Origin of the sequence: Streptomyces sp. NPDC051576 (assembly GCF_040681835.1) — a bacterium.
GTDB lineage: Bacteria > Actinomycetota > Actinomycetes > Streptomycetales > Streptomycetaceae > Streptomyces.
In genome coordinates, this window is the sequence record NZ_JBFAZO010000002.1 from 366,296 (window position 1) to 385,432 (window position 19,137).

Annotated in this window: 14 protein-coding genes; 8 read left to right on the plus strand and 6 right to left on the minus strand. The window is 70.9% G+C overall.

Annotated features, from left to right (window positions below; translation table 11 throughout):
* Positions 1 to 112: 112 nt before the first annotated feature.
* Positions 113 to 1,510 (plus strand): hypothetical protein, encoded by a 1,398-nt coding sequence (locus AB0M63_RS07590; RefSeq protein WP_366018757.1) that lies wholly within the window; start codon positions 113 to 115, stop codon positions 1,508 to 1,510.
* A 22-nt stretch (positions 1,511 to 1,532) separates the two neighbouring features.
* Positions 1,533 to 2,258 (plus strand): hypothetical protein, encoded by a 726-nt coding sequence (locus AB0M63_RS07595; protein ID WP_366018759.1) that lies wholly within the window; start codon positions 1,533 to 1,535, stop codon positions 2,256 to 2,258.
* On the opposite strand, the gene AB0M63_RS07600 is transcribed toward AB0M63_RS07595, so the two are convergent.
* Complete coding sequence (locus AB0M63_RS07600; RefSeq protein ID WP_366018990.1) at positions 2,245 to 2,667, minus strand: NUDIX hydrolase; 423 nt, start codon at positions 2,665 to 2,667, stop codon at positions 2,245 to 2,247. The genes AB0M63_RS07595 and AB0M63_RS07600 overlap by 14 nt on opposite strands.
* A gap of 217 nt (positions 2,668 to 2,884) precedes the next feature.
* Here AB0M63_RS07600 and AB0M63_RS07605 point away from each other — a divergent pair, with 217 nt between their 5' ends.
* A complete protein-coding gene (locus AB0M63_RS07605; protein ID WP_366018760.1) occupies positions 2,885 to 4,453 on the plus strand; it encodes a hypothetical protein in 1,569 nt (522 codons plus the stop codon).
* Here the strand turns inward: AB0M63_RS07605 and AB0M63_RS07610 are convergent.
* Positions 4,419 to 6,104 carry a DUF2264 domain-containing protein gene (locus tag AB0M63_RS07610; RefSeq protein WP_366018761.1) on the minus strand — a complete coding sequence of 562 codons (1,686 nt, stop codon included), beginning with the start codon at positions 6,102 to 6,104 and terminating at the stop codon, positions 4,419 to 4,421. The two genes, AB0M63_RS07605 and AB0M63_RS07610, sit on opposite strands and share 35 nt — an antisense overlap.
* A gap of 78 nt (positions 6,105 to 6,182) precedes the next feature.
* Positions 6,183 to 7,226, minus strand: coding sequence for a rhamnogalacturonan acetylesterase (locus AB0M63_RS07615; protein ID WP_355924732.1), 1,044 nt, complete (start codon positions 7,224 to 7,226; stop codon positions 6,183 to 6,185).
* 187 nt (positions 7,227 to 7,413) lie between these two features.
* Between AB0M63_RS07615 and AB0M63_RS07620 the strand changes: the two genes are divergently transcribed.
* Both AB0M63_RS07620 and AB0M63_RS07625 read left to right on the plus strand, forming a co-directional pair.
* A complete protein-coding gene (locus AB0M63_RS07620; protein ID WP_355924734.1) occupies positions 7,414 to 9,093 on the plus strand; it encodes a rhamnogalacturonan lyase B N-terminal domain-containing protein in 1,680 nt (559 codons plus the stop codon).
* A gap of 39 nt (positions 9,094 to 9,132) precedes the next feature.
* The gene (locus AB0M63_RS07625; protein ID WP_366018762.1) at positions 9,133 to 10,203 is read left to right on the plus strand and encodes a pectinesterase family protein; all 1,071 of its coding nucleotides are present in this window, start codon (positions 9,133 to 9,135) and stop codon (positions 10,201 to 10,203) included.
* 6 nt (positions 10,204 to 10,209) lie between these two features.
* Here AB0M63_RS07625 and AB0M63_RS07630 read toward each other — a convergent pair whose 3' ends face one another.
* Positions 10,210 to 11,622 carry an RICIN domain-containing protein gene (locus tag AB0M63_RS07630; protein ID WP_366018763.1) on the minus strand — a complete coding sequence of 471 codons (1,413 nt, stop codon included), beginning with the start codon at positions 11,620 to 11,622 and terminating at the stop codon, positions 10,210 to 10,212.
* 201 nt (positions 11,623 to 11,823) lie between these two features.
* On the opposite strand from AB0M63_RS07630, the gene AB0M63_RS07635 reads away from it, so the two are divergent.
* Positions 11,824 to 13,929: an autotransporter gene (locus tag AB0M63_RS07635; RefSeq protein WP_366018764.1), complete on the plus strand. Its 2,106-nt coding sequence runs from the start codon at positions 11,824 to 11,826 to the stop codon at positions 13,927 to 13,929.
* A gap of 89 nt (positions 13,930 to 14,018) precedes the next feature.
* Entirely contained in the window at positions 14,019 to 14,951 is a 933-nt protein-coding gene (gene mmuM / locus AB0M63_RS07640) for a homocysteine S-methyltransferase (RefSeq protein WP_366018765.1), read from the plus strand.
* A 1-nt stretch (position 14,952) separates the two neighbouring features.
* On the opposite strand, the gene AB0M63_RS07645 is transcribed toward mmuM, so the two are convergent.
* On the minus strand, positions 14,953 to 16,008 hold the full coding sequence (locus AB0M63_RS07645) for a LacI family DNA-binding transcriptional regulator (protein WP_355924744.1): 1,056 nt from the start codon (positions 16,006 to 16,008) through the stop codon (positions 14,953 to 14,955).
* A 179-nt stretch (positions 16,009 to 16,187) separates the two neighbouring features.
* Positions 16,188 to 17,765, minus strand: coding sequence for a carboxylesterase family protein (locus tag AB0M63_RS07650; protein ID WP_366018991.1), 1,578 nt, complete (start codon positions 17,763 to 17,765; stop codon positions 16,188 to 16,190).
* 284 nt (positions 17,766 to 18,049) lie between these two features.
* On the opposite strand from AB0M63_RS07650, the gene AB0M63_RS07655 reads away from it, so the two are divergent.
* Entirely contained in the window at positions 18,050 to 19,063 is a 1,014-nt protein-coding gene (locus tag AB0M63_RS07655) for a hydroxyacid dehydrogenase (RefSeq protein WP_366018766.1), read from the plus strand.
* Positions 19,064 to 19,137 lie beyond the last annotated feature (74 nt).

Genomic DNA, 19,137 nt, shown 5'->3' on the forward strand with positions numbered 1-19,137 from the left:
GCACGTCCCAGGGGCATCGCTGACCACTTAGACTGGAAGCTTCGCGAACGTCACGTGCCACCCCGGGGGGAGGGAGCGCGAGTTGTCCCAACAGCAGCTTGGACGTGGTCCCTTGAGGACGCCGGGATCGCCCGGTCCGGTGCCGCCGGGCGGGGATCCGCCGGCCCGGTTCGTGGGCTGGCTGGGCCGGTTCGGGTGTGTGGCCGCCGGATACGCGGTGTTCCAGTTCCTGTTCGAGGTGCTGCCCGACTCGATCGACGGCGCACCGGCCAAGTATCTGATCGCCGGGCTGAGCGGCCTCGCCACGGCCGGGATGACCTGGCTGGCGGCCGCCCTGCTCCGCGCCCGCACGTCCGGACCCGCGCCGCTCACCACGCCCGCGCCCCTCGCGTCGACCGCTCCCGGCCCGCTGCCGCACGTGTTCACTTCGGCGTACGACACCCTCGCGGCGCAGGTCGCCGTGGTGGACGACCCGGTGCGCGGCCGGCTCGTCGGCTGGCCGCACTCCCTCCAGGAACTGGACGGCCCGGCCCGGCCGACCTCGCTGGCCACGGCGTACGGGCTGCACATCGTGCTGGACCTCGGCGTGCCGGACGGACGGCTGCACACCGGCGACCTCATCGACACCCTGTGGCGGCTGCGGTTGCAGGGCGGCGGCTGGTCGGCGCGTTCGCAGGGATCCGTGGCCCGACCCGAGGTCACCGCGATGGTGCTCGGCGCACTGGCCCGGGCCGGGGCGTCACGGGAGCGGCTGGCCGACGAGGTGGCTCGCTGCGAGGCCGGCTTCACCCCTGAACTCGACGGCACGGGACGGGCGTTGACCCATGTCGTCACCACCGTGCTGCGCGGGCTGCTGCGCGCGGCACCGGACGCGCCGACGCTGCCCGTGCTGCGGGACGCCCTGGTCGACGGCGCGTTCTCCGACCCGCAGCGCCAGCATCGCCGCTGCTGGAGCCACCGGCTCTCCCCGCCGCCCTGGGCCGCGCATCCCGCCCAGCCCTCCGCTCTGCACACCGCGCAGGCCGTGGTCGCCCTGGACCGGGCGGCCCGGGTCCTGGGCGAGGGGCCCGTGGAGAGTTCGGTCCGCGAGGACGGAGTGCGCTGGCTGCTGTCCTGCCCGGCGACGGCGCACGACACCTGCGGCGATCTGGCGAACCTGCGGGAGGAGGTGCGCCGACGCCACCCGGACGACTCCTCGCACCACGAGGTGCTGAACGTACGGCACTTCACCGCGTCCTGGATCGTGCGCGCCCTGCTCACCCCGGGCGCGCAGGAGATCGCCCGGGAGGACGGTCTGGAGGAGGCCTGGCGGGAGCGGTTGAACGGCGCGGCGGCCGCGGTGTGGGCGGCGCAGACCGACGGTATCTGGTCCTGGAGCCGGGACGGGTCCGCGTTCACGACGACCGAGGAACTGCGCCAGCCCATCTGGATGACCTATCAAGGCCTTTCGGCGCTGCGCGCCCATGCCGTATGGATGTATCAGCCCGATACGCGAACGAGGCTGGTGTGAGCCGGAGTTGGGGAGTGAGTGCATGGGTGGTCGGCAGATCCTGGCGGCGCGACGGCTGCTGACCGAGGCGCTGGACGGTGAACTGTCCGACCACGGGACGGTGACCGCGGCCCGTGCCGTCGTCGCCGAACTGGGCTCCCCCGAGCGCCTGTTGGAGCTGGTGGCCGAACTCGCCTCCGGCGAGGGCGATCCGGAGGGCTGCGCCAACCTGTCGTACCGTCATGTCCTGGGTTTCGACAAGCTGTTGCTGATCGACGCCGGCCCGCGGCACATGCTGCGCGCCCATCTGTGGCATTCCGACAGGGCGGCGATCGGCACGGAGGACATCCACAACCACCGTTCCCCGCTGGCCTCTTACGTGGTCCGGGGGCGGCTCGCGATGGAGTTGTACGAGGCGCGGGGCGACGGCGGGATCACCGCGGACCGGTACGAGGAGTCCCTCTCCGACCACGGCGCCGACTGGCGGCTGCGGCCGACGGGTCCCGCGCGGCTCCGGCTGACGCATGTGGGGCAGTACGCGGCGGGCAGCGCCTACGCCCTGCCCGCGAACATCCTGCATCGGGCCTGGTGCGACACGGACATACCGACCGTGACGCTGTTCCTGGAGACGGGTGCCGACCGGCGGCGCCACACCGATGTGTTCACGGCGGCGGGCCCGCATCCGGGCGCGGTGGCGAAGGTGCCCCTCGATGTGAAGGACTATCTCGGCGCGTTGGACGCGCTGGCGGAGTCGCTCAGAAGTTCGTGAGGGCCTGTCGTACGACGTCCAGGTTGTACGCGTCGATGTCGATGCCCGCTTCGGCCAGCTCGGACGGCGGCAGCCACCGGTACGCCTGGTCGGGCTCGGGGAGGGTGATCTCCCGGGTCAGCGGCCTGACCAGGTAGTTGTCCTGCCAGTTCTTGGTCTCGCGGCCCCGGTACTCACTGACGAAGGACGACTCGCCGATCTTGCGGACGATCTCCCCCAGGAGCCCGGTCTCCTCCTTCAGCTCCCGCAGCGCGCCGTCCTCGGACCGCTCGTCCGGCTCCAGCTTCCCGCACGGAACGCCCCACACACGCGGCAGGAACCGCTCGGTCGCACTGCGGCGCACCAGCAGGACGCGCCCCTCGTCGTCCATCACGACGGCGGCCGCCAGTCGCTTCTCGCCGGGGTCCATGGCCATGGTTCCTCGGTCCCTCGCCGGTGGTGATCCAAAAGGGTCTGATACCTGAGTACGTGAGTACCTGAGTCCAAAGGGTCTGATACCCAGGAAAGCTTCCAACGTACCAGGATCGGCCCGCCTCGGCTGTGGAGCCGGTCTCACTCCCGAACACCGCCCACACATTGCGTCGGCACCACGGCAACCTCCCCCGCCCGAGCGGCGACTTGGGGACATGACCAACGCAAGACGCACCACCACGCACCGCCGCCGCGCCCGCCGCCGCATCGCCCGCAAGCCGCTCGCGGGCTCGCTCGCCGTCGCGGCCCTGCTGGGCGGTGCGTGGTACGCGACCGCGGCGTCGAACAGCGGCGACGGCGCCGACAACGGCGGCTCGACCGCCGCCAACGTGACCACGACCACGCCCGCGGTCACGTCCGCATCCACGAGCGCCGAGGCCGCGACCCGCAGTTCTACGACTCCCTCCGCCTCCCCGAAGACCACTCCCGAGGCCGCCTCGAAGACCTCGACGGCCGCCAAGGCCACGACCGGCACGCTCTCCCCGATCAGCACCACGATCGCGCTCACCGCCAAGTTCCCCTATCTGACGGCCGGTTACAACAACGCCCGCCAGTGGACCCGTACGACCACCTCCGTCGCGCCCAACGGCACCCTGCGTGTGGCGTGGCCCGCCGCCGACGGCGTGCATGTCACCCCGCTCAGCGCCGCCGGAGTCCGCTCGGGCGCCGACACGGTCGTCAAGGGCGCCAAGGAGGTCGGCGGTCTGGTCGCGCACAACGACGGTTTCGCGCTGCTCACCCGGGTGGCCGACACCAACAAGTGGAAGGAGACGGCCGCCGCGATCATCCGCTACACGAACGGCAAGCAGACCTTCCGCACCAAGCTCACCGGCACCGCCTCGAACGACACCTCCCCCGGTCTCGACGGCCAGCTCACCTGGAACGGCACCAAGTACGGCGCGTACTTCGTCGTGCACGGCGCGGGCGGTTTCGCGGACGGCCACTTCGGCGACAAGCTGGCCTACGTCAGCGCCAAGGGCGCCAAACTGAGCGGTGGTTGGAGTTGGGGCTGCAGCCACAACGAGGGCATCGCGCTGCACGCCGAGACCTCCGGCGCCTTCACCTCGCTCTGCTTCGACGACTGGCGCTCGGGCCTGTTCGTCTCCACCGGGATCGGCGCCCCGGACGTCGCGCCGGTGGTGCAGCGCGAGCAGTGCTGGGCGGGGTACTGCGGTGGTACCTTCCCCGGCCGCACCGGTGACCTGGTGAAGTCGGCGAGCGGCCGGTACGCCACCGCCTTCGCCTCCCGCGGCGCCGCCTCGGCCAAGAAGAACACCGCCGACTCCAGCGGACGCGGCTGGACGGTGACCCCGAAAACGAGCACCCACCAGGTCGCCGTCGCCTTCATGGCGAACCGCAACTCCGCCCCGGGCAAGGCCCTTTACCTCACCAGCGCCGCGGGCACCGAGAACGTCAACGTGCACGTGGCGCCGTACGGCAAGGACCGTCTCCTGGTCTCCTGGGAGTCCCTGAAGAACGCCAAATGCGCCGCCGGAACCTGCACCGGCACTTTCACGGGGACGCATCTGCGGCTCATCGACTGGAACGGCAAGTTCCAGAGTGCGGACAAGATAGTGAGCGCGCGGATCAGTGGCGACATAGCGGTCCTGAAGGACTCCACGCTGACCTGGGCGTACGCGCCTGTCACCCCGACTTACGCGACCGCCCTTTCCGGGGCGTCGCCGACCGTCACGAGCCTCCGGATAGCCCGGCTGACTCCGTGAACCGGTAGGTCGTCCGCCCGCCGCCGGCCCACCGAACGGAGACGCCGTGCTCCCCGTCGACCGCCACGGACACCAGCTCCGCGAGGGGACGGGGGTCCGGCTCAGCGGTGAGCCGTACCACGGCGACGAACAGGGTGGGCCCGTCACCGACGACACCCTCGCCGTCCAACAGGCCGTGCAGGGAAAGGAGTTCGGCGGTCGGCCCGCCCTCCGCCGACCAGCCAGTGACCCGGACCTGCGTCCCGGCGGCGGCGCCCGCCACCAGATGGGCCCGCACCTCCACCGCGCTCTCGGCCATCACCACGCTGGTCACCCGGGCACCGGCAGCCGCCGTGTGCCGCGAGGCCGCCCACCCCTCCCCCACCCCCAACGGCACGATGTCCGTACGGCTCGGATCGCCGTCGAGGATCACGCTGTTGTCGTACGCCGTCGAGGGCCCCGTAGCCGTGGAGTAGGCGAGGCGGGTGTAGTACGGGTCGTAGCGGACGTCCTCGCTGCCGTGGTTGTGGAGGCGGACCAGGCCGTCGGAACTGGTGGACTGGAGAAGCCAGTTGGCGGGCTTGATCGCGGTGACGGCGTCCGCGCGTTCCGCCGGGCCCGGTTCCTCGACGGCCGTCCACACCTCGTGGTCCGGCGGGAGCAGCAGGCCGAGGAATCCCTTGCTGGCCCAGTACGGGGAGGCGGGGCCCGAATAGCCTTGCAGGAGGGTCTCGTCGGGGCCGAGCCAGCCCAGGGTCAGCAGGCCCCGGTCGTCCACCGCGCCGCGGTCCAGGAAGTACCGGAGCGCCCCGGAGGCCAGCCGTCGGGTCTCCCCCGGTGGCAGCGGCGTACGTCCCGTCAGCGCACCCAGCCACAGCGGGGCCGTAGTCGCGAAGCGGTAGGTGAGGGAGCGGCCCTGAAGCATCGGGGCGCCGTCGCCGCCGAACAGGCGGGCGTAGTCGGAGAGATGGCGTTCCAGGCGGCCGGCGTAGCGGTCCAGGAGGCGGGTGTCGTCGGCGAGCCAGGCGTGCAGGACCGGGTAGAGGTGCATCGCCCAGCCGTTGTAGTAGTCGAACTTGCGGCCGTCGCCGTCCGTGTACCAGCCGTCGCCGACGTACCACTGCTCGATGCGTTCCAGCCCGTGGTCGATCGCCTTGCGGGAGGCCTCGGGCTCGTGGCCGATCTCCTGGAGGAAGCCGCCCACGGTGACGGGGAACAACTCCCAGTTGCAGGGCCAGGGTTCGGCGGTAAGGGCGTCGGCGAGCCAGGCCGCCGCGCGCTGACGTACGGGCTCGTCGAGGCGGTCCCAGAGGAGGGGGCGGGTCAGCCGCAGGGCGAGGGCGATCGAGGCCGCCTCGACGAGGGGCTGGCTGCGGTCCTCGATGCGGGGCCAGGCGCCCGCGACGCCTGCGGCGAGTCCGTCGGCGTAGCGTTCCAGTGCCGTCTCGTCGCGGCGGAAGGCGGCCAGCAGCAGGGTGCGGGCGTAGCCCTCCAGGCCGTCGGAGAGCCTGCCGGACCAGCTCGTATGCGTGCCGGGGAGGTGGTAGAGCGCGCGGTCCTCGGTCGCGTACGGCTCCACCGCGGCGAGGAGGGCGTCGGCGGCGGTCTCCCAGTGGGCGCGGGTGTAGCCGGTGCGCGGGCTCAACAGGCGGTCGTCGGCGGGCAGTTGCATCGGCTCGCTCTCAGGGGCGGGGAGTGGAGCCTGGGGCGCTCCGGTTCCGGTCGGAACGCCCCAGGGGTCTTTTGGGTCTCATCCCACCCGTACCCGGTCCTCCGGCAGCAGATGCCGGGCGACGAGCGCGTCGCGGACCAGGCCCGCGTACACCGTGGCACCGTGCGCGGAGGTGTGCGTGTTGTCCTTCTTCTCGTTGTAGAGATAGATCGCCTTGGAGCCTTCCACTCCCAGCGATTCCACCAGCGCCTTGGTCTGCGCCGTGAGATCGATCAGTGTTACGCCCTCGGCGGCGGCGACCGAGCGGATGACGCCCGGCAGGTCCACGCCGAGTCCGTTCACCAGCAGCGCGATGTCGTTGTTCAGTGTGCCGTCGGCATTGAACCAGCGTCGGACGATCGGTGTCACCAGAACCGGACGACCGCCCATCTCCCGGATACCCGCTATGAGGGTTTCCAAGTTCGCGCGATACGTGGCCTCGTCGGTCGTCTTGTCGTTGTGGGCGAGCTGGACGAGGACGAGGTCGCCGGGGTGGATCAGCGGCTGAACCGTCCCCCAGAGCAGGGGATTCTCCAGGTAGGTGACCGTACTCTCCCCGGAATCGGCGTAGTTGGCGACGGACACGCCCTTGCGCAGGAACTGCGGGAGCTGTTGGCCCCAGCCGGAGTACGGGTCGCCCGGTTGGTCGCAGACGGTGGAGTCGCCGATCAGGATGATCTGCCGGGCCCGGTGGGCGGGCGTGACGCTGATGTCGGCGAGCGCGGGCGCGCTGCCGCCGAGGGTGAGGTCGAGGCCTGGGGTGCCGTCGGGGCCGGTGGGTTCGCCCTCGGGGGTGCGGACGTCGACCGTGAAGCTACGGGTGACGGTGCGTCCGGCGGCGGTGGCCGTCTCGGGGAGCAGGGAGCGCCGGGTCTCGCCGGTGACGGACGTACTCGCGGCCGACGCGCCGCCGAGGCGGACCTTCACGTCGTAGGTGCCGGGCGGGACGTCGAAGTGGCAGGCGGTGGCGGTGCAGTCGGCGATGCCCAGTGGGGGTGTGCGGTCGTGGGCCTGTGCGGGTGCGGCCGACAGGGCGGTGCTCAGTGTCACCGCGGCCAGCAGGGCGATGTTGAAACGTCTCATTCGCGGCTCCTCCGTCCGACGACAAGGCCTGGCGGTGGACCGTACCGCTCCGGACAAGCGCTTTCTAGACCTCGGTGCGTTTTTACTTCATTGCCAACTCCGGGGCTGCGAAAGCCCTTTCGCGAAATCGATTCAACTGTCACCCTCCAAAGCACCCGCACCCCCACCTCCCGAAGGAGGCACCCCCATGTCCGGCTCTGTGAACAGACCGGTTCGCCGCCGCACCTTCGTCCTCGGCACGGCGGCCGCGGCCGGTTCGGCGGCGCTCGCCGGGCCGCTCGCCGAGAGCGCGTCCGCCGCGAGCTTCGGCTACACCGACGACGGCTCGAACTACGTCGTCGACACCGGCGCGAGCCTGGTCTTCAAGGTCAGCAAGACGAACGGCGATCTGACCTCGCTGGTCTACAAGGGCACCGAGTACCAGGGCTACGGCGGCATGAACTCGCATGTCGAGTCCGGCCTCGGCGCGTCCACGGTGACCATCGCGCAGTCCGGTACGACGATCCTGATCTCCGTCACGCACGGCACGCTGAAGCACTACTACGCGGCCCGCAGCGGCGAGAACAACGTCTACCTGTGGACCAACAAGGCCGACACCTCGGTCAGCGCGACCCGCTACATCGTGCGCGTCAAGGCCGGCATGTTCCTCAACGACGAGCCGGATTCCTACACTTACGCGCCGACCACCATCGAGTCCGCCGACGTCTTCGAGAAGTCCGACGGCCAGACCCGCTCCAAGCACTACTCGAAGCACCGGGTCATCGACTACGACTACATCGGCTGGACCACCGGCAGCGTCGGCCTGTGGGTCGTGCGCAGCAACCACGAGAAGGCGTCCGGCGGCCCGTTCTACCGCTCCCTGCTGCGCCACCAGAGCGCGGACGGCGGCGGGTTGTACGAGATCCTGTACTACGGCGAGAACCAGACGGAGGCACAGCGCTTCGGTCTCCAGGGCCCGTACGTCATCGCGATGACCGACGGCGGCGCGCCCTCGTCCACGCTGTACCACGCCAACCTCACCACCTCCTGGGCCGACTCGCTCGGCATCTCCGGGTACACCTCCGCGAGCGGTCGGGGCCGGGTCGCCGGTGTGGGCATCACCGGGCGGGACACGGCGTACGCGTACACGGTCGGGCTCGCCAACTCGGCCGCCCAGTACTGGGGTTCGGCGCGCGCCTCGGACGGCTACTTCTCCGTCACGGGAGTTCTGCCCGGGACGTACACACTGACCGTCTTCAAGGGTGAACTCGCCGTCTACACCGGGTCGGTGACGGTCACGGCGGGCGGCACGACGACGCTGAACAGCATCGCGATCCCGTCCTCGAACGACCCGTCCAACGCGAGCGCGATCTGGCGGATCGGCAACTGGGACGGGACGCCCGGCGGGTTCAAGAACGCGGACCTGATGACGTACGCCCACCCCTCGGACGTACGGGCCGCGTCCTGGACCGGCAATGTCGTCATCGGCAGCGGCACCGAGACCTCGGCGTTCCCCTGCTACCTCTGGAAGGACGTCAACAACGGCATCATCGTGTACTTCAAGTTGACGGCCGCCCAGGCCGCCGCCGCGCACACCCTGCGCATCGGTGTGACGACGGCCTACGCGAACGGCCGGCCGCAGATCGTGGTCAACGACACCTGGACCTCGGCCGTCCCCTCGCCGCCCACCCAGCCGAGCACCCGGTCGCTGACCGTGGGCTCGTACCGGGGCAACAACTACACGTTCACCTACAGCGTTCCGGCGTCCGCCTGGCTGACCGACACCAGCGCGTACAACACGCTGAAGATCTATGTGGCGAGCGGCTCGGGGACCACGTCGTTCCTGAGCGCCGGGACCTCGATCGACGCGATCGATCTGCTGGCCTGAGGGCGGCAACTCGCGGGCGGGCGGCGGCGACTTGAGGGCATGACTGATCCCAGGACCCACCGCCGCTCTCCCGCCCGGCGCCGGGCCGCCGCGGCGACCGCCGGTGCCGCGGCCGCCCTCGGCCTCGGCGCGGCGATGCTCACCCAGGCGCACGCCGCCACCGTCCTCACCGTCGCCAAGGACGGCTCGGGCCAGTTCACGACCGTGCAGGCGGCCGTGAACGCGGCCGCCGCCGGCGACACGATCTCCGTCGCGAAGGGGACGTACACCGAGATCGTCAACGTGCCCGTGAGCAAGACGGGGTTGACCATCAAGGGCGCCACCGGCAACGCCGAGGACGTCGTCATCACCTATGACCGGGCCGCCGGTTACACCGATGCCGCCGGCAACAAGTACGGCACGCTGGGCAGTTCGGTGGCGACGTTCTCGGCGAGCGGTCTCACCGTCACCGGGGTCACCGTCCAGAACACCTTCGACAAGTCGGCCCACCCCGACATCACCGACACCCAGGCCGTCGCGATCACCGCACAGGGCGACCGGCAGACCTTCACCAACGACCGGTTCATCAGCCGCCAGGACACCGTCCTCAACTGGTCGCCGTCGTCGACCGGTCAGTACCGGCAGTACTTCTACTCGTCGTTCATCTCCGGCGACGTGGACTTCATCTTCGGCAACGCCACGGCCGTCTACGACCGGGTCAACATCCAGCTGCGCAACTCGGGCGCCGCGGCGGGCGGCCTCAACGGCTTCCTGTCGGCGCCCAACAGTAGCTCCGCCAAGACGTACGGCATCCTGATCACCGGCAGCTCGGTGACCAGCTCGGCGGCGGCCAACACGTACTACCTGGGCCGCCCCTGGCATCCCTCGGCGGACGCGGTCGGCCAACTGGTCGTCCGCCAGACCTCGTTGCCCGCTGCCGTGAAGATCGCCGGGCCCTGGACGGACATGAGCGGCTACTCCTGGAAGAGCGCCCGCTTCTCCGAGTACAAGAACACCGGCGCCGGCGCGACGGTGAACTCCAACCGCCCGCAGCTCACCGACTCCCAGGCCGCGAACTACACGGCCCAGACGTACCTGGCGGGCACGGACGGCTGGAACCCGGTCAAGTAGTCACTATCAACTACCGCGCGTCCACTGCTGGTTGGTCGCTCCGCTGCACGTGTAGGTGATGATCGCGGCGGAGTTGGCGGTGGACGCGCCGGACACGTCCAGGCACTCACCGCTCGCCCTGGCCTTGACGAGGACGTAGCTCCCGGACGTGGTCAGGCTCCACTGCTGGGCGGTGGCGCCGGTGCAGTTCTCCTGGGTGACGTTCGCCGAGTTCTCCTGGAGGCACAACGAGCTGCCCCGGCCCATGAGTTCGTAGTAACCGGTGCCGAGGTCCTTGAACCACCACTTCTGGTTGGTGCCGCTGTTGCAGGTGTACTGGCTGATCGCGACGCCCTGCCACAGCGACTGGTTGGCCACGTCAGCACACTTGGCGCTGTTCCTGGCGATCAGCGTGTTGTACGCCGCGCTCGTCCCGGTGACCGTGCCGGCGGCCGTGTCGACCGACACCTCCGGGTACCAGGACGCCATGGACATCGAGGTCGTGGTCGGGAACGTCAACGGCAGCCAGACGTAGCGGGAGTCGTTGACGGTGCCGCCGAAGGAGTTGCCCCAACGGTCGCCCATGTAGAGGTAGGAGGTGCCCGAAGTCCCCGTGACCGGAAGGACGTAGGCGGTCTGCGAGTTGTACGCCGTCGAGTCGCCGACGTTGGTGAAGGCCGTCCACGGGCCGGTGATGCTGGTCGCGGTGGCGTACTGCTGCTGGTTGGCGCTCCAGCCGGTGGCGCCCGAAGTCAGCATGAAGTAGACGCCGTTGCGCTTGAACAGGGCGGGCGCCTCGCGGTGCCCGCCGACCCACGGGTTGGCGACCAGACTGTCGATGCCGGTGTAGTCGGCGGTCAGCTTGTAGATGTGCAGGTCGTAGTTCTCGTTGGCGGCGGAGACCATGTAGGCGGTGCCGTCGGTGTCGACGAAGGTCGTGATGTCCCGGGACATGTTGTCGCCGAGCGGCTGGAAGCTGCCCCGGTAGGTGTAACTGCCGTCCACGGTCGAGGAGACGGCGACGGCGGCCTTGGCCTCGCTGTAGTCGACGCCGTTCTCCTTGTGTATCCACATCACGAACTGGCCGGTGGACGCGTTGTAGATGACCTTCGGCCGCTCGATGTAGGCGGTGCCCAGTTCGGAGGCGCTGGACTGGGTCAGGACGTGGGCCCGGAACTCCCAGTTCTTCAGGTCGGTGGAGCGGTAGGCGTCCACGTACTTGAAGGTGTTGTCGGCGTTGCGGTCCTCGCCGAACCAGTAGTAGTAGCTGCCGACCTTGATCACCCCGCCGCCGTGCGCGTGCAGGGCGTTGCCCGAAGTGTCGGTGAACTGCGTGCCGTTGGTGATGGTCTGGGCCGCCGCCTGGGCCGGTCCGGCGGTCACCAGTGCCGCGGCGAGCACACAGCACAGGGCGACAAGGATTGCGTACACACGTCTCATCTGACGCCTCTCGGAGGGGGGTTCGAGATTTCGTACGGCATCTGTCATGACGAACGCCGAAAAGGTAAGGGCGTGTTACAGGGAGGTCAACGGGTCGCGCGTGACAAGGACGGCCGCGAGATTTCTGTTGCGAAACTCTGTCGCGAGATTTCTGTCGCGGGTTTTCTGTTATCGCCGCCCGCCGCACACGTCTCCCATGATGTGCGCAGCCATACCTCCCGTAAGACAGCAGCCGCCGTAGGCGCCCTCGCGACCGTCGCCTTCCTGGTCGGGGCTCCCCCGGCCTCGGCCGCCGGCACCCGTGACGCCACCGCCGACGTCCTCGCGGACCGCGATGTCACGCTCACCGGCGACACGGTGGTCACCGTGCCCTCCGGGACGACGACGTACGACGGGGTCTTCCGCGGCAAGGGCACGCTGACCGTGCGCGGCGGGGGCACGCTGGTCCTCACCAAGGACAGCGACTTCACCCTCCCGGCGGCCCGGCAGCGGCAGAAGGTGACGACCCTGGGCGGCAACCACCCGTACACGACCGTCAGCAACCCGGACCCACCCGCGATCACGGTCGCGCGCGGGACGACCCTCCAGTACGGCACCGGCGGCGGCACCGGCCTGATCGGCCACTTCCCGTACAGCACACCGGGCTACCAGTTGAACCAGCTCAACGTCCGGGTCGACGGCACCCTCCGCCTCTCCCTGACCCGCACCTTCAACATCGGCACCATCAGCGGCTCCGGCCTGGTCACCCAGCCCCGCAACATGTGGGGCACGCTCGACCTCGCCGGAACCCACCCGTTCTCAGGCGTGATCGACAACGGCACCGGCATGGCGGTCGGCCGCCCCGAGTACCCGGTGGCGCTGCCGAACGCCCGCGCCATCCTCAACCAGGGCTCCTGGATCATCGACACCCCGCTGTACCAGACGATCACCCTGCGCCAGAACTTCTACCAGCGCGCGTACGGCAGCGACATCAACGTGCACTCCCGGCCGGGCAGCAAGGTCGTCCTCACCGGCCAGTACAGCTACAGCGACCAGGGCGGCGACACGAATCCGTCGCTCAGCGACCCGGACATCAACTGGCGAGCGATCGCACACCAGTTGAACAAGCGCGGCACCAACATCGAGGGCGCGGACGTCCAGTGGGGCGACGGCACCACGCATCGCATCTTCATGCCGGGCACCAAGGACACCGTCTACATCAACCTCCACGAGGCGAGCGGAGTCCGGTCCAGGCTGACCTTCGACTACGACGGTCCGGTGACCCTCGGTGCCCCGATCGGCGGCGGCAAGTACCACGACACCCTGGCCGCGCCCGGCGCCGGGGACATCGTGATCGCGGGGACGCGCGGGAACGACGTGACCTTCGCGGCGCCGCAGTACTACGACGGGTCGACGACCGTGGAGAAGGGGGCGGTGCTGCGGCTGGGGTCCGGGAAGCAGGGCGGCGACGGCGGGCTGCTGACCGGCACGGCAAGGCGGCGGATCGCCGACGACGGAACCCTGGTCGTGGCGAACGTCTCCCTCCCCGTGAGTCTGTCGCACATCGGCGGCACGGGCTCCCTCGTCCAGTCCGGCGCCGCGACGACGACGCTGACGGGCGCGGCGGTCACGTACACGGGGACGACGACGATCGCGAAGGGCACGCTGGCGCTCCGGTCGGGGGCAACTCTCGCCCACAGCAAGGCGATCCGGCTCACCTCGGCGAAGGCCCGGCTGGACGTCGGGACACCGGGGCTGCGGGTGGCGAGCACGCTCACCGGCTCGGGCACGGTGAAGGGTTCGGTGACGAACGACGGCGTGCTCGCGGGCGGCCTCACCGTGACCGGGAACTACACACAGAGCGCGAAGGGCGAACTGGTCCTGGACGCAAAGCCGTTGAAGGTGGCGGGCAAGGTCGGTCTGTCGGGCGACCTGGACCTGTCGGCCCTCGGAACGCACCCCGCGCGGACCGTCACGATCATCGACCACACGGGGAGCGGCTCAACGACGGGCGCGTTCGAGGGACTTCGCGAAGGTGCCCGGCTGAAGCTCGCCGACACGACCTACCGCATCACCTACCGGGGCGGCGACGGCAACGACGTCGTCCTGACCACCGCCACCACGAGCACCTCCTCCCCCAGCGCCCACCCCAAGTCGTCATCCGGCACGACGATCACCGAGGCCCGCACCGCGAACACCGCCCGCGGCGACGGCTTCGGCTGGTGGCCCTACGCCCTCGGCCTCGGCCTGCTCGGCGGTCTGCTGGTCCCGGCGACCAAGCGGACGCGGGGCGGTGGCAGGCGCGGGGGCGGGAGGCACGCGGCGTAGGGCGGCGCCGAATATTCCGCATTCCGGGCATTCCGTTCGGCAGATGGACAAGGATCCGCCTCCGTGGCCGTATCGACTAGCGTCGTGACATGACCAGCGACACCGCTCCCCTCCTCGCCGACGCCCTGGCCGCCGGAACGCTCGTCCTCGACGGCGGCCTGTCCAACCAGCTCGGGGCGGCCGGCCACGACCTGAGCGACGAGCTGTGGTCGGCGCGGCTGCTCGCGGACCGGCCCGAGGCGATCGCCGAGGCGCATCTCGCGTACTTCGAGGCGGGCGCCGACGTGGCGATCACCGCCAGCTACCAGGCCACCTTCGAGGCCTTCGCGAAGCGCGGGATCAAGCACGACCGGGCGGCCGAACTCATGGCCGAGAGCGTGGAGTTGGCCGTCGACGCGGCGGTGGAGGCCGGGCGGCGGGGCATCGGACGGCCCCTCTATGTGGCGGCCTCGGTCGGGCCGTACGGCGCGATGCTCGCGGACGGCTCCGAGTACCGGGGCCGGTACGGGCTGAGCGTGGCCGAGCTGGAGGCCTTCCACCGGCCCCGGCTGGAGGTGCTGGACCACGTCGGGCCCGACGTGCTGGCCTTCGAGACGATCCCGGACACCATCGAGGCCGAGGCGCTTCTGCGGGCGGTGCGCGGGCTGCGGGTGCCCGCCTGGCTGTCGTACTCGATCGCCGGGGACCGCACCCGCGCCGGGCAGCCCCTGGAGGAGGCCTTCGCGCTGGCCGCCGACGCGGACGAGATCATCGCGGTCGGCGTGAACTGCAGTGCCCCCGAGGACGTCGACGGCGCGGTCGAGACCGCGGCCCGGGTCACCGGGAAGCCCGTCGTCGTCTACCCCAACAGCGGCGAGACCTGGGACGCCGGGGCTCGCGCCTGGACGGGCAGCTCCACCTTCGCCGCCGGTCAGGTCGAGGGCTGGCGGGCGGCCGGCGCGCGGCTGATCGGCGGCTGCTGCCGGGTGGGGCCGGAGGCGATCACGTCGATCGCCCGGACGCTGCACCCCAAGACCCTCTGACTCAGGGAGCGGCCGCCGCGATCGAGTCCCGCACCACCACATGCGTGCCGAGCAGCAGATGCTCGTCCGGGGACTCCGCGGTGCGGCCCAGCGCGGTGCGTACGGCGAGGCGGCCCAGCTCCTCGTAGGGGACGTGGACCGTGGTCAGCGCGGGGTGCAGGTCGCGGGCGAACGGAATGTCGTCGTAACCGGCCAGCGAAACATCGCCGGGGACGTCCAGACCCGCCTCGTGCAGCGCGGTCAGCGCGCCCGCCGCGACCATGTCGGTGGCGGCGACCACGGCCGTGAACTCCAGTTCCCGGCTCAGGGCGAGCCGCATCAGGCGGTGGCCCGAGTCGCGGGTGAAGTCGCCGTGGAGCAGGAGTTCCGGGTCGGGTTCGACACCGCGCGCGCGGTGTGCGGCGAGGTAACCGCGTTCGCGGCCCTGCGAGGTCGCGTGGTCCGGTCTGCCGCCGAGGAACAGGACACGCTGGTGGCCCTGGGCCAGGACGTGCGCGACGAGGGCGTAGGCGCCGCCCTCGTTGTCGTACTCGATGACCGTGACCGGTGCGCCGGGACCGAGCGGCGGGCGCCCGCAGAGGACGAGCCGCGAGCCGGCCGCCGCCAGCGAGTCGGCGATCCGGCGGGTGCGTTCGCGGTACTCGGGGGTGTCGGCGGTGCCGCCGACCAGGATCACGGCGGCGGTGCGCTGGGCGCGCATGGTCTCGATGAAGTCCAGTTCGCGCTGGACGTCGCCCTCCGTGCTGCACACCAGGCACAGATGGCCGAGCCGGGTCGCCTCACGCTCCACCCCGTGCGCCATCAGCGCGAACGACGGGCCCGTGATGTCCTCCAGGACGAACGCCAGCGTCGGCGTCCCGACCCCCGCCACCGCCTTCGCGCGCGCGTCGGCCACGTAGTCGAGTTCGCGTACGGCCCGCAGCACGCGCGCGCGGGTGGCCGTGCTCACGGGGTAGTCCCCGCCCAGCACCCGCGACACCGTGGACGCGGACACCCCGGCACGGGCGGCCACGTCCCGGATGGTGCTCCCGTTCGCGTCCTGGCTCTTCCTGGTCATATAACGCCCCACCCCTCCCCGGCCTGTGGCAACACTTCCCGCAACCGGTTTCCTGCGCGGAGGGTAGCAGCGGGCGACGGCCGGGAGGAGAGGCGTGACCCGGCCAATTCGGCTACGTCAGCGGGGCGGTGGTCCGAGAAAGGTATGCCACAACCGGTTTCTATCCCTGATCCACACCTTTACGACGACCGGCGCACGTCCCCCGTCCGCCGCAGCCGTCGTACGACCGACCGCAGTTCGGTGGCGCTCCGCGCGGGTGCGCCCTCGACCGGGACCGCTGCCTCCTTGGCCATGGCGTCGGCCGCCCACAGGGCGAACTCGGGGTCACGCGGTCCGGCGGCGACATAGGGGGCGCCCTCGCCGAAGATCCGTACGGGATGCGAGTCGTCCCAGGACGGCCAGCCCGGATCGCCGTCCGCGGCGAAGCTCACCCAGGCCCCGTGCATGGCGTCGGCGAGATCCTGGGGCGCGCCCTCCCCCGCGAGCTTGGCGGACTCCGGGATGTCACCCGTGTCGAAGACGAAGCCGAGTTCCAGGGCGTGGCAGGAGCCGAGGGCGGGGCGGTTGGAGGGCCAGGCGAACTCGTACAGATAGGAGTTTCCGGGGCGGGCCTCGGCGAGGCGGTGCAGCGGGTAGCGCAGGAGGTGGTCGGTGACGAGCTGGCCGACGGTCTCGGCGGTGCCGGCTCCGGGGTGCAGGGCGCGGTAGCCGCGTGGGACCTCGACACCGCAGTGGCAGCGGGCCATCGCGCCGGCCAGGGCGACCGCGCCGAGCCGGTCGACGCGCTCGTGGAGGCCGCCGGGCACCAGCCACAACCGGTACTCGTCGCGGGTCCAGCCCATCATCAGGTCGACGCCCCGGGCCGCCTCACCCGCGATGAGCGCCTCCAGCGGATCGCGGGGCACCAGGTCGCCGTCGATGACGATCCCGAACGTGGGACCGCCGAGGACCGGGCTGCTGAGCCGGCCCACGTCGGCCTGGGTGCGCAGCAGTTGCCGCCGGTCGACGGCGGCGAAGGCCTCGGCGGTGGCGGGGATCTTCAGACGGGTCGCCATCCGGCGCACCATCCGCCGTACCTTGTCGCGGTCGAAGGCCTCCGGCGGTCCGCTCTGCAGGACGGCCCGCCGTACCAGCCCCTGGGCCTGCGGGGCGGCGAGCAGGGCGCCGATGCTGATGGCGCCGGCGGACTGGCCGAAGAGGGTGATCCGGTCGGGGTCGCCGCCGAACGCCGCGATCGACTCGTGCACCCAGCGCAGCGCGGCGAGCTGGTCGCGCAGGCCGGGGTTGGCGGGCGCGTCCGGGAAGAGGCCGTAACCCTCCACGCCCAGGCGGTAGTTGACCGAGACGAAGACGACTCCGTCGCGGGCGAAGGCGTGGCCGTCGTAGACCGGGACGGCCGAGGAGCCCCGGGTGAGCGCGCCGCCGTGCAGCCAGACCATGACCGGAAGCCGTGCGCCCGGTCCGGGGTCCGGAGTCCACACGTTGAGGTTGAGGCAGTCGTCGCCGGGCACGACCGGGTCGGAGAGCAGTTCGGCGAAGACGTCGGAGTACGGCGGTTTCGGTGCGGTCGGGCCGAAGGCGAGCGCGTCGCGCACTCCGGTCCAGGGCTCGGGCGGGACGGGCGGGCGGAACCGGCGGGCGCCGAACGGGGGTGCCGCGTAGGGGATGCCCCGGAAAACCGCGATTCCGTGCTCGTACCGGCCGCGTACCGCCCCGTACGGGGTGCCGACCACGGGGTTCGCCTGCTCTGCCGCCATCGCCGTCATCTGCCCACCAGCTCCTTGTCGCGCTCGTGAACCATGCTCATCAGAGCATCACATCGTGCCCCTCTATTCCGGTGGACGAACGCGGCTGGACGGGTCATGCCGGTGCGGATCGTGTCCGGCCGTCTCCGACACCGATCGAAATGTTTCCGGGCCAGGGCGCTCCCACCCACCGATTGACCCCCGCTCCACAGCGGATCTACGGTAGAAGGCGCTTTCAGAAAACGTTTCCGAAACCGTTGCTCGTGCCCGCGTTCACACCGCGCTACTGGAGGGTCATGCCCAGCGCCCAACCGCCGAGGGCCGTGTTCGCCATGGATCCGGTGCATCTGCCCCTGCTCTTCCCCTCGCCCCTGATGGCACGGCTGCGGCGGACGGCCGAGATCGATCCGAAGCTCGTGGTGCGGGACTTCTCCAACCCCGGGGCCGCGGGGGCCCTGGCCGGGGCCGAGGTCCTGATCACCGGCTGGGGCTGCCCGCACCTCGACGCCTACGCCCTGGCGGCGGCACCCCGGCTGCGCACCGTGCTGCACGCGGCGGGCTCGGTCCGCTCGCTGGTCGGCGAGGCCCTGTGGGAACGCGGGGTGACCGTCTCCAGCGCGGTCACCGGCAACGCGCTGCCGGTCGCCGAGTACACCCTCGCGATGATCCTGCTCGCCGGGAAGGACACCTTCGCCCAGCGGGACCGCTTCCGGCACACGCACGCGCACCCGACGCCCGCCGAGACCGCGCCGATCGGCAACCTGGGCCGCCGGATCGGTGTCATCGGCGCCTCCCGGGTGGGCCGCCGGCTGCTGGAGCTGCTGCGCCCCCACGACTTCGAGGTGCTGCTCCACGACCCCTACGTCAGCGTCACCGACGCCCGCGCTCTGGGTGCCGAACTCCTGCCGCTGGACGACCTGTTGAGCGCCAGCGACATCGTGAGCCTGCACGCTCCGGACATCCCCGAGACGCAGCGCATGCTGGACCGCGGGCGGCTCGCCCTCATCCGCGACGGCGGTGTGCTGATCAACACCTCGCGGGGCGCCCTCGTCGACCACGAGGCCCTCACCGACGAGCTGCTCTCCGGCCGGCTGACCGCGATCCTGGACGTCACCGAACCCGAGCCGCTGCCCCCCGCGTCCCCCCTCTACCACCTGCCGAACGTCTTCCTCACCCCGCACATCGCGGGCTCGCTCGGCAATGAGCTGGCGCGCCTCGGCGGCATCGTCGTGGACGAGCTGGAGCGCCTGGCCGCGGGGCTGCCGCCGGCCCACGAGGTACGGCACGCGGACCTCACCCGTGTCGCCTGATCCACGTTGTCCACAGGCCGTCCGGCCTGGAACAACCATGGGATACGGTTTCCGAACCGGCGCGGGAACAGGGC

Coding starts and splice junctions, on each gene's coding strand:
- AB0M63_RS07655 (WP_366018766.1), top strand. CDS start 18,050: ATGCCCAGCGCCCAACCGCCGAGGGCCGTGTTCGCCATGGATCCGGTG.
- AB0M63_RS07650 (WP_366018991.1), bottom strand. CDS start 17,765: ATGGCGGCAGAGCAGGCGAACCCCGTGGTCGGCACCCCGTACGGGGCG.
- AB0M63_RS07620 (WP_355924734.1), top strand. CDS start 7,414: ATGTCCGGCTCTGTGAACAGACCGGTTCGCCGCCGCACCTTCGTCCTC.
- AB0M63_RS07645 (WP_355924744.1), bottom strand. CDS start 16,008: ATGACCAGGAAGAGCCAGGACGCGAACGGGAGCACCATCCGGGACGTG.
- AB0M63_RS07595 (WP_366018759.1), top strand. CDS start 1,533: ATGGGTGGTCGGCAGATCCTGGCGGCGCGACGGCTGCTGACCGAGGCG.
- AB0M63_RS07610 (WP_366018761.1), bottom strand. CDS start 6,104: ATGCAACTGCCCGCCGACGACCGCCTGTTGAGCCCGCGCACCGGCTAC.
- AB0M63_RS07625 (WP_366018762.1), top strand. CDS start 9,133: ATGACTGATCCCAGGACCCACCGCCGCTCTCCCGCCCGGCGCCGGGCC.
- AB0M63_RS07605 (WP_366018760.1), top strand. CDS start 2,885: ATGACCAACGCAAGACGCACCACCACGCACCGCCGCCGCGCCCGCCGC.
- AB0M63_RS07600 (WP_366018990.1), bottom strand. CDS start 2,667: ATGGACCCCGGCGAGAAGCGACTGGCGGCCGCCGTCGTGATGGACGAC.
- mmuM (WP_366018765.1), top strand. CDS start 14,019: ATGACCAGCGACACCGCTCCCCTCCTCGCCGACGCCCTGGCCGCCGGA.
- AB0M63_RS07615 (WP_355924732.1), bottom strand. CDS start 7,226: ATGAGACGTTTCAACATCGCCCTGCTGGCCGCGGTGACACTGAGCACC.
- AB0M63_RS07630 (WP_366018763.1), bottom strand. CDS start 11,622: ATGAGACGTGTGTACGCAATCCTTGTCGCCCTGTGCTGTGTGCTCGCC.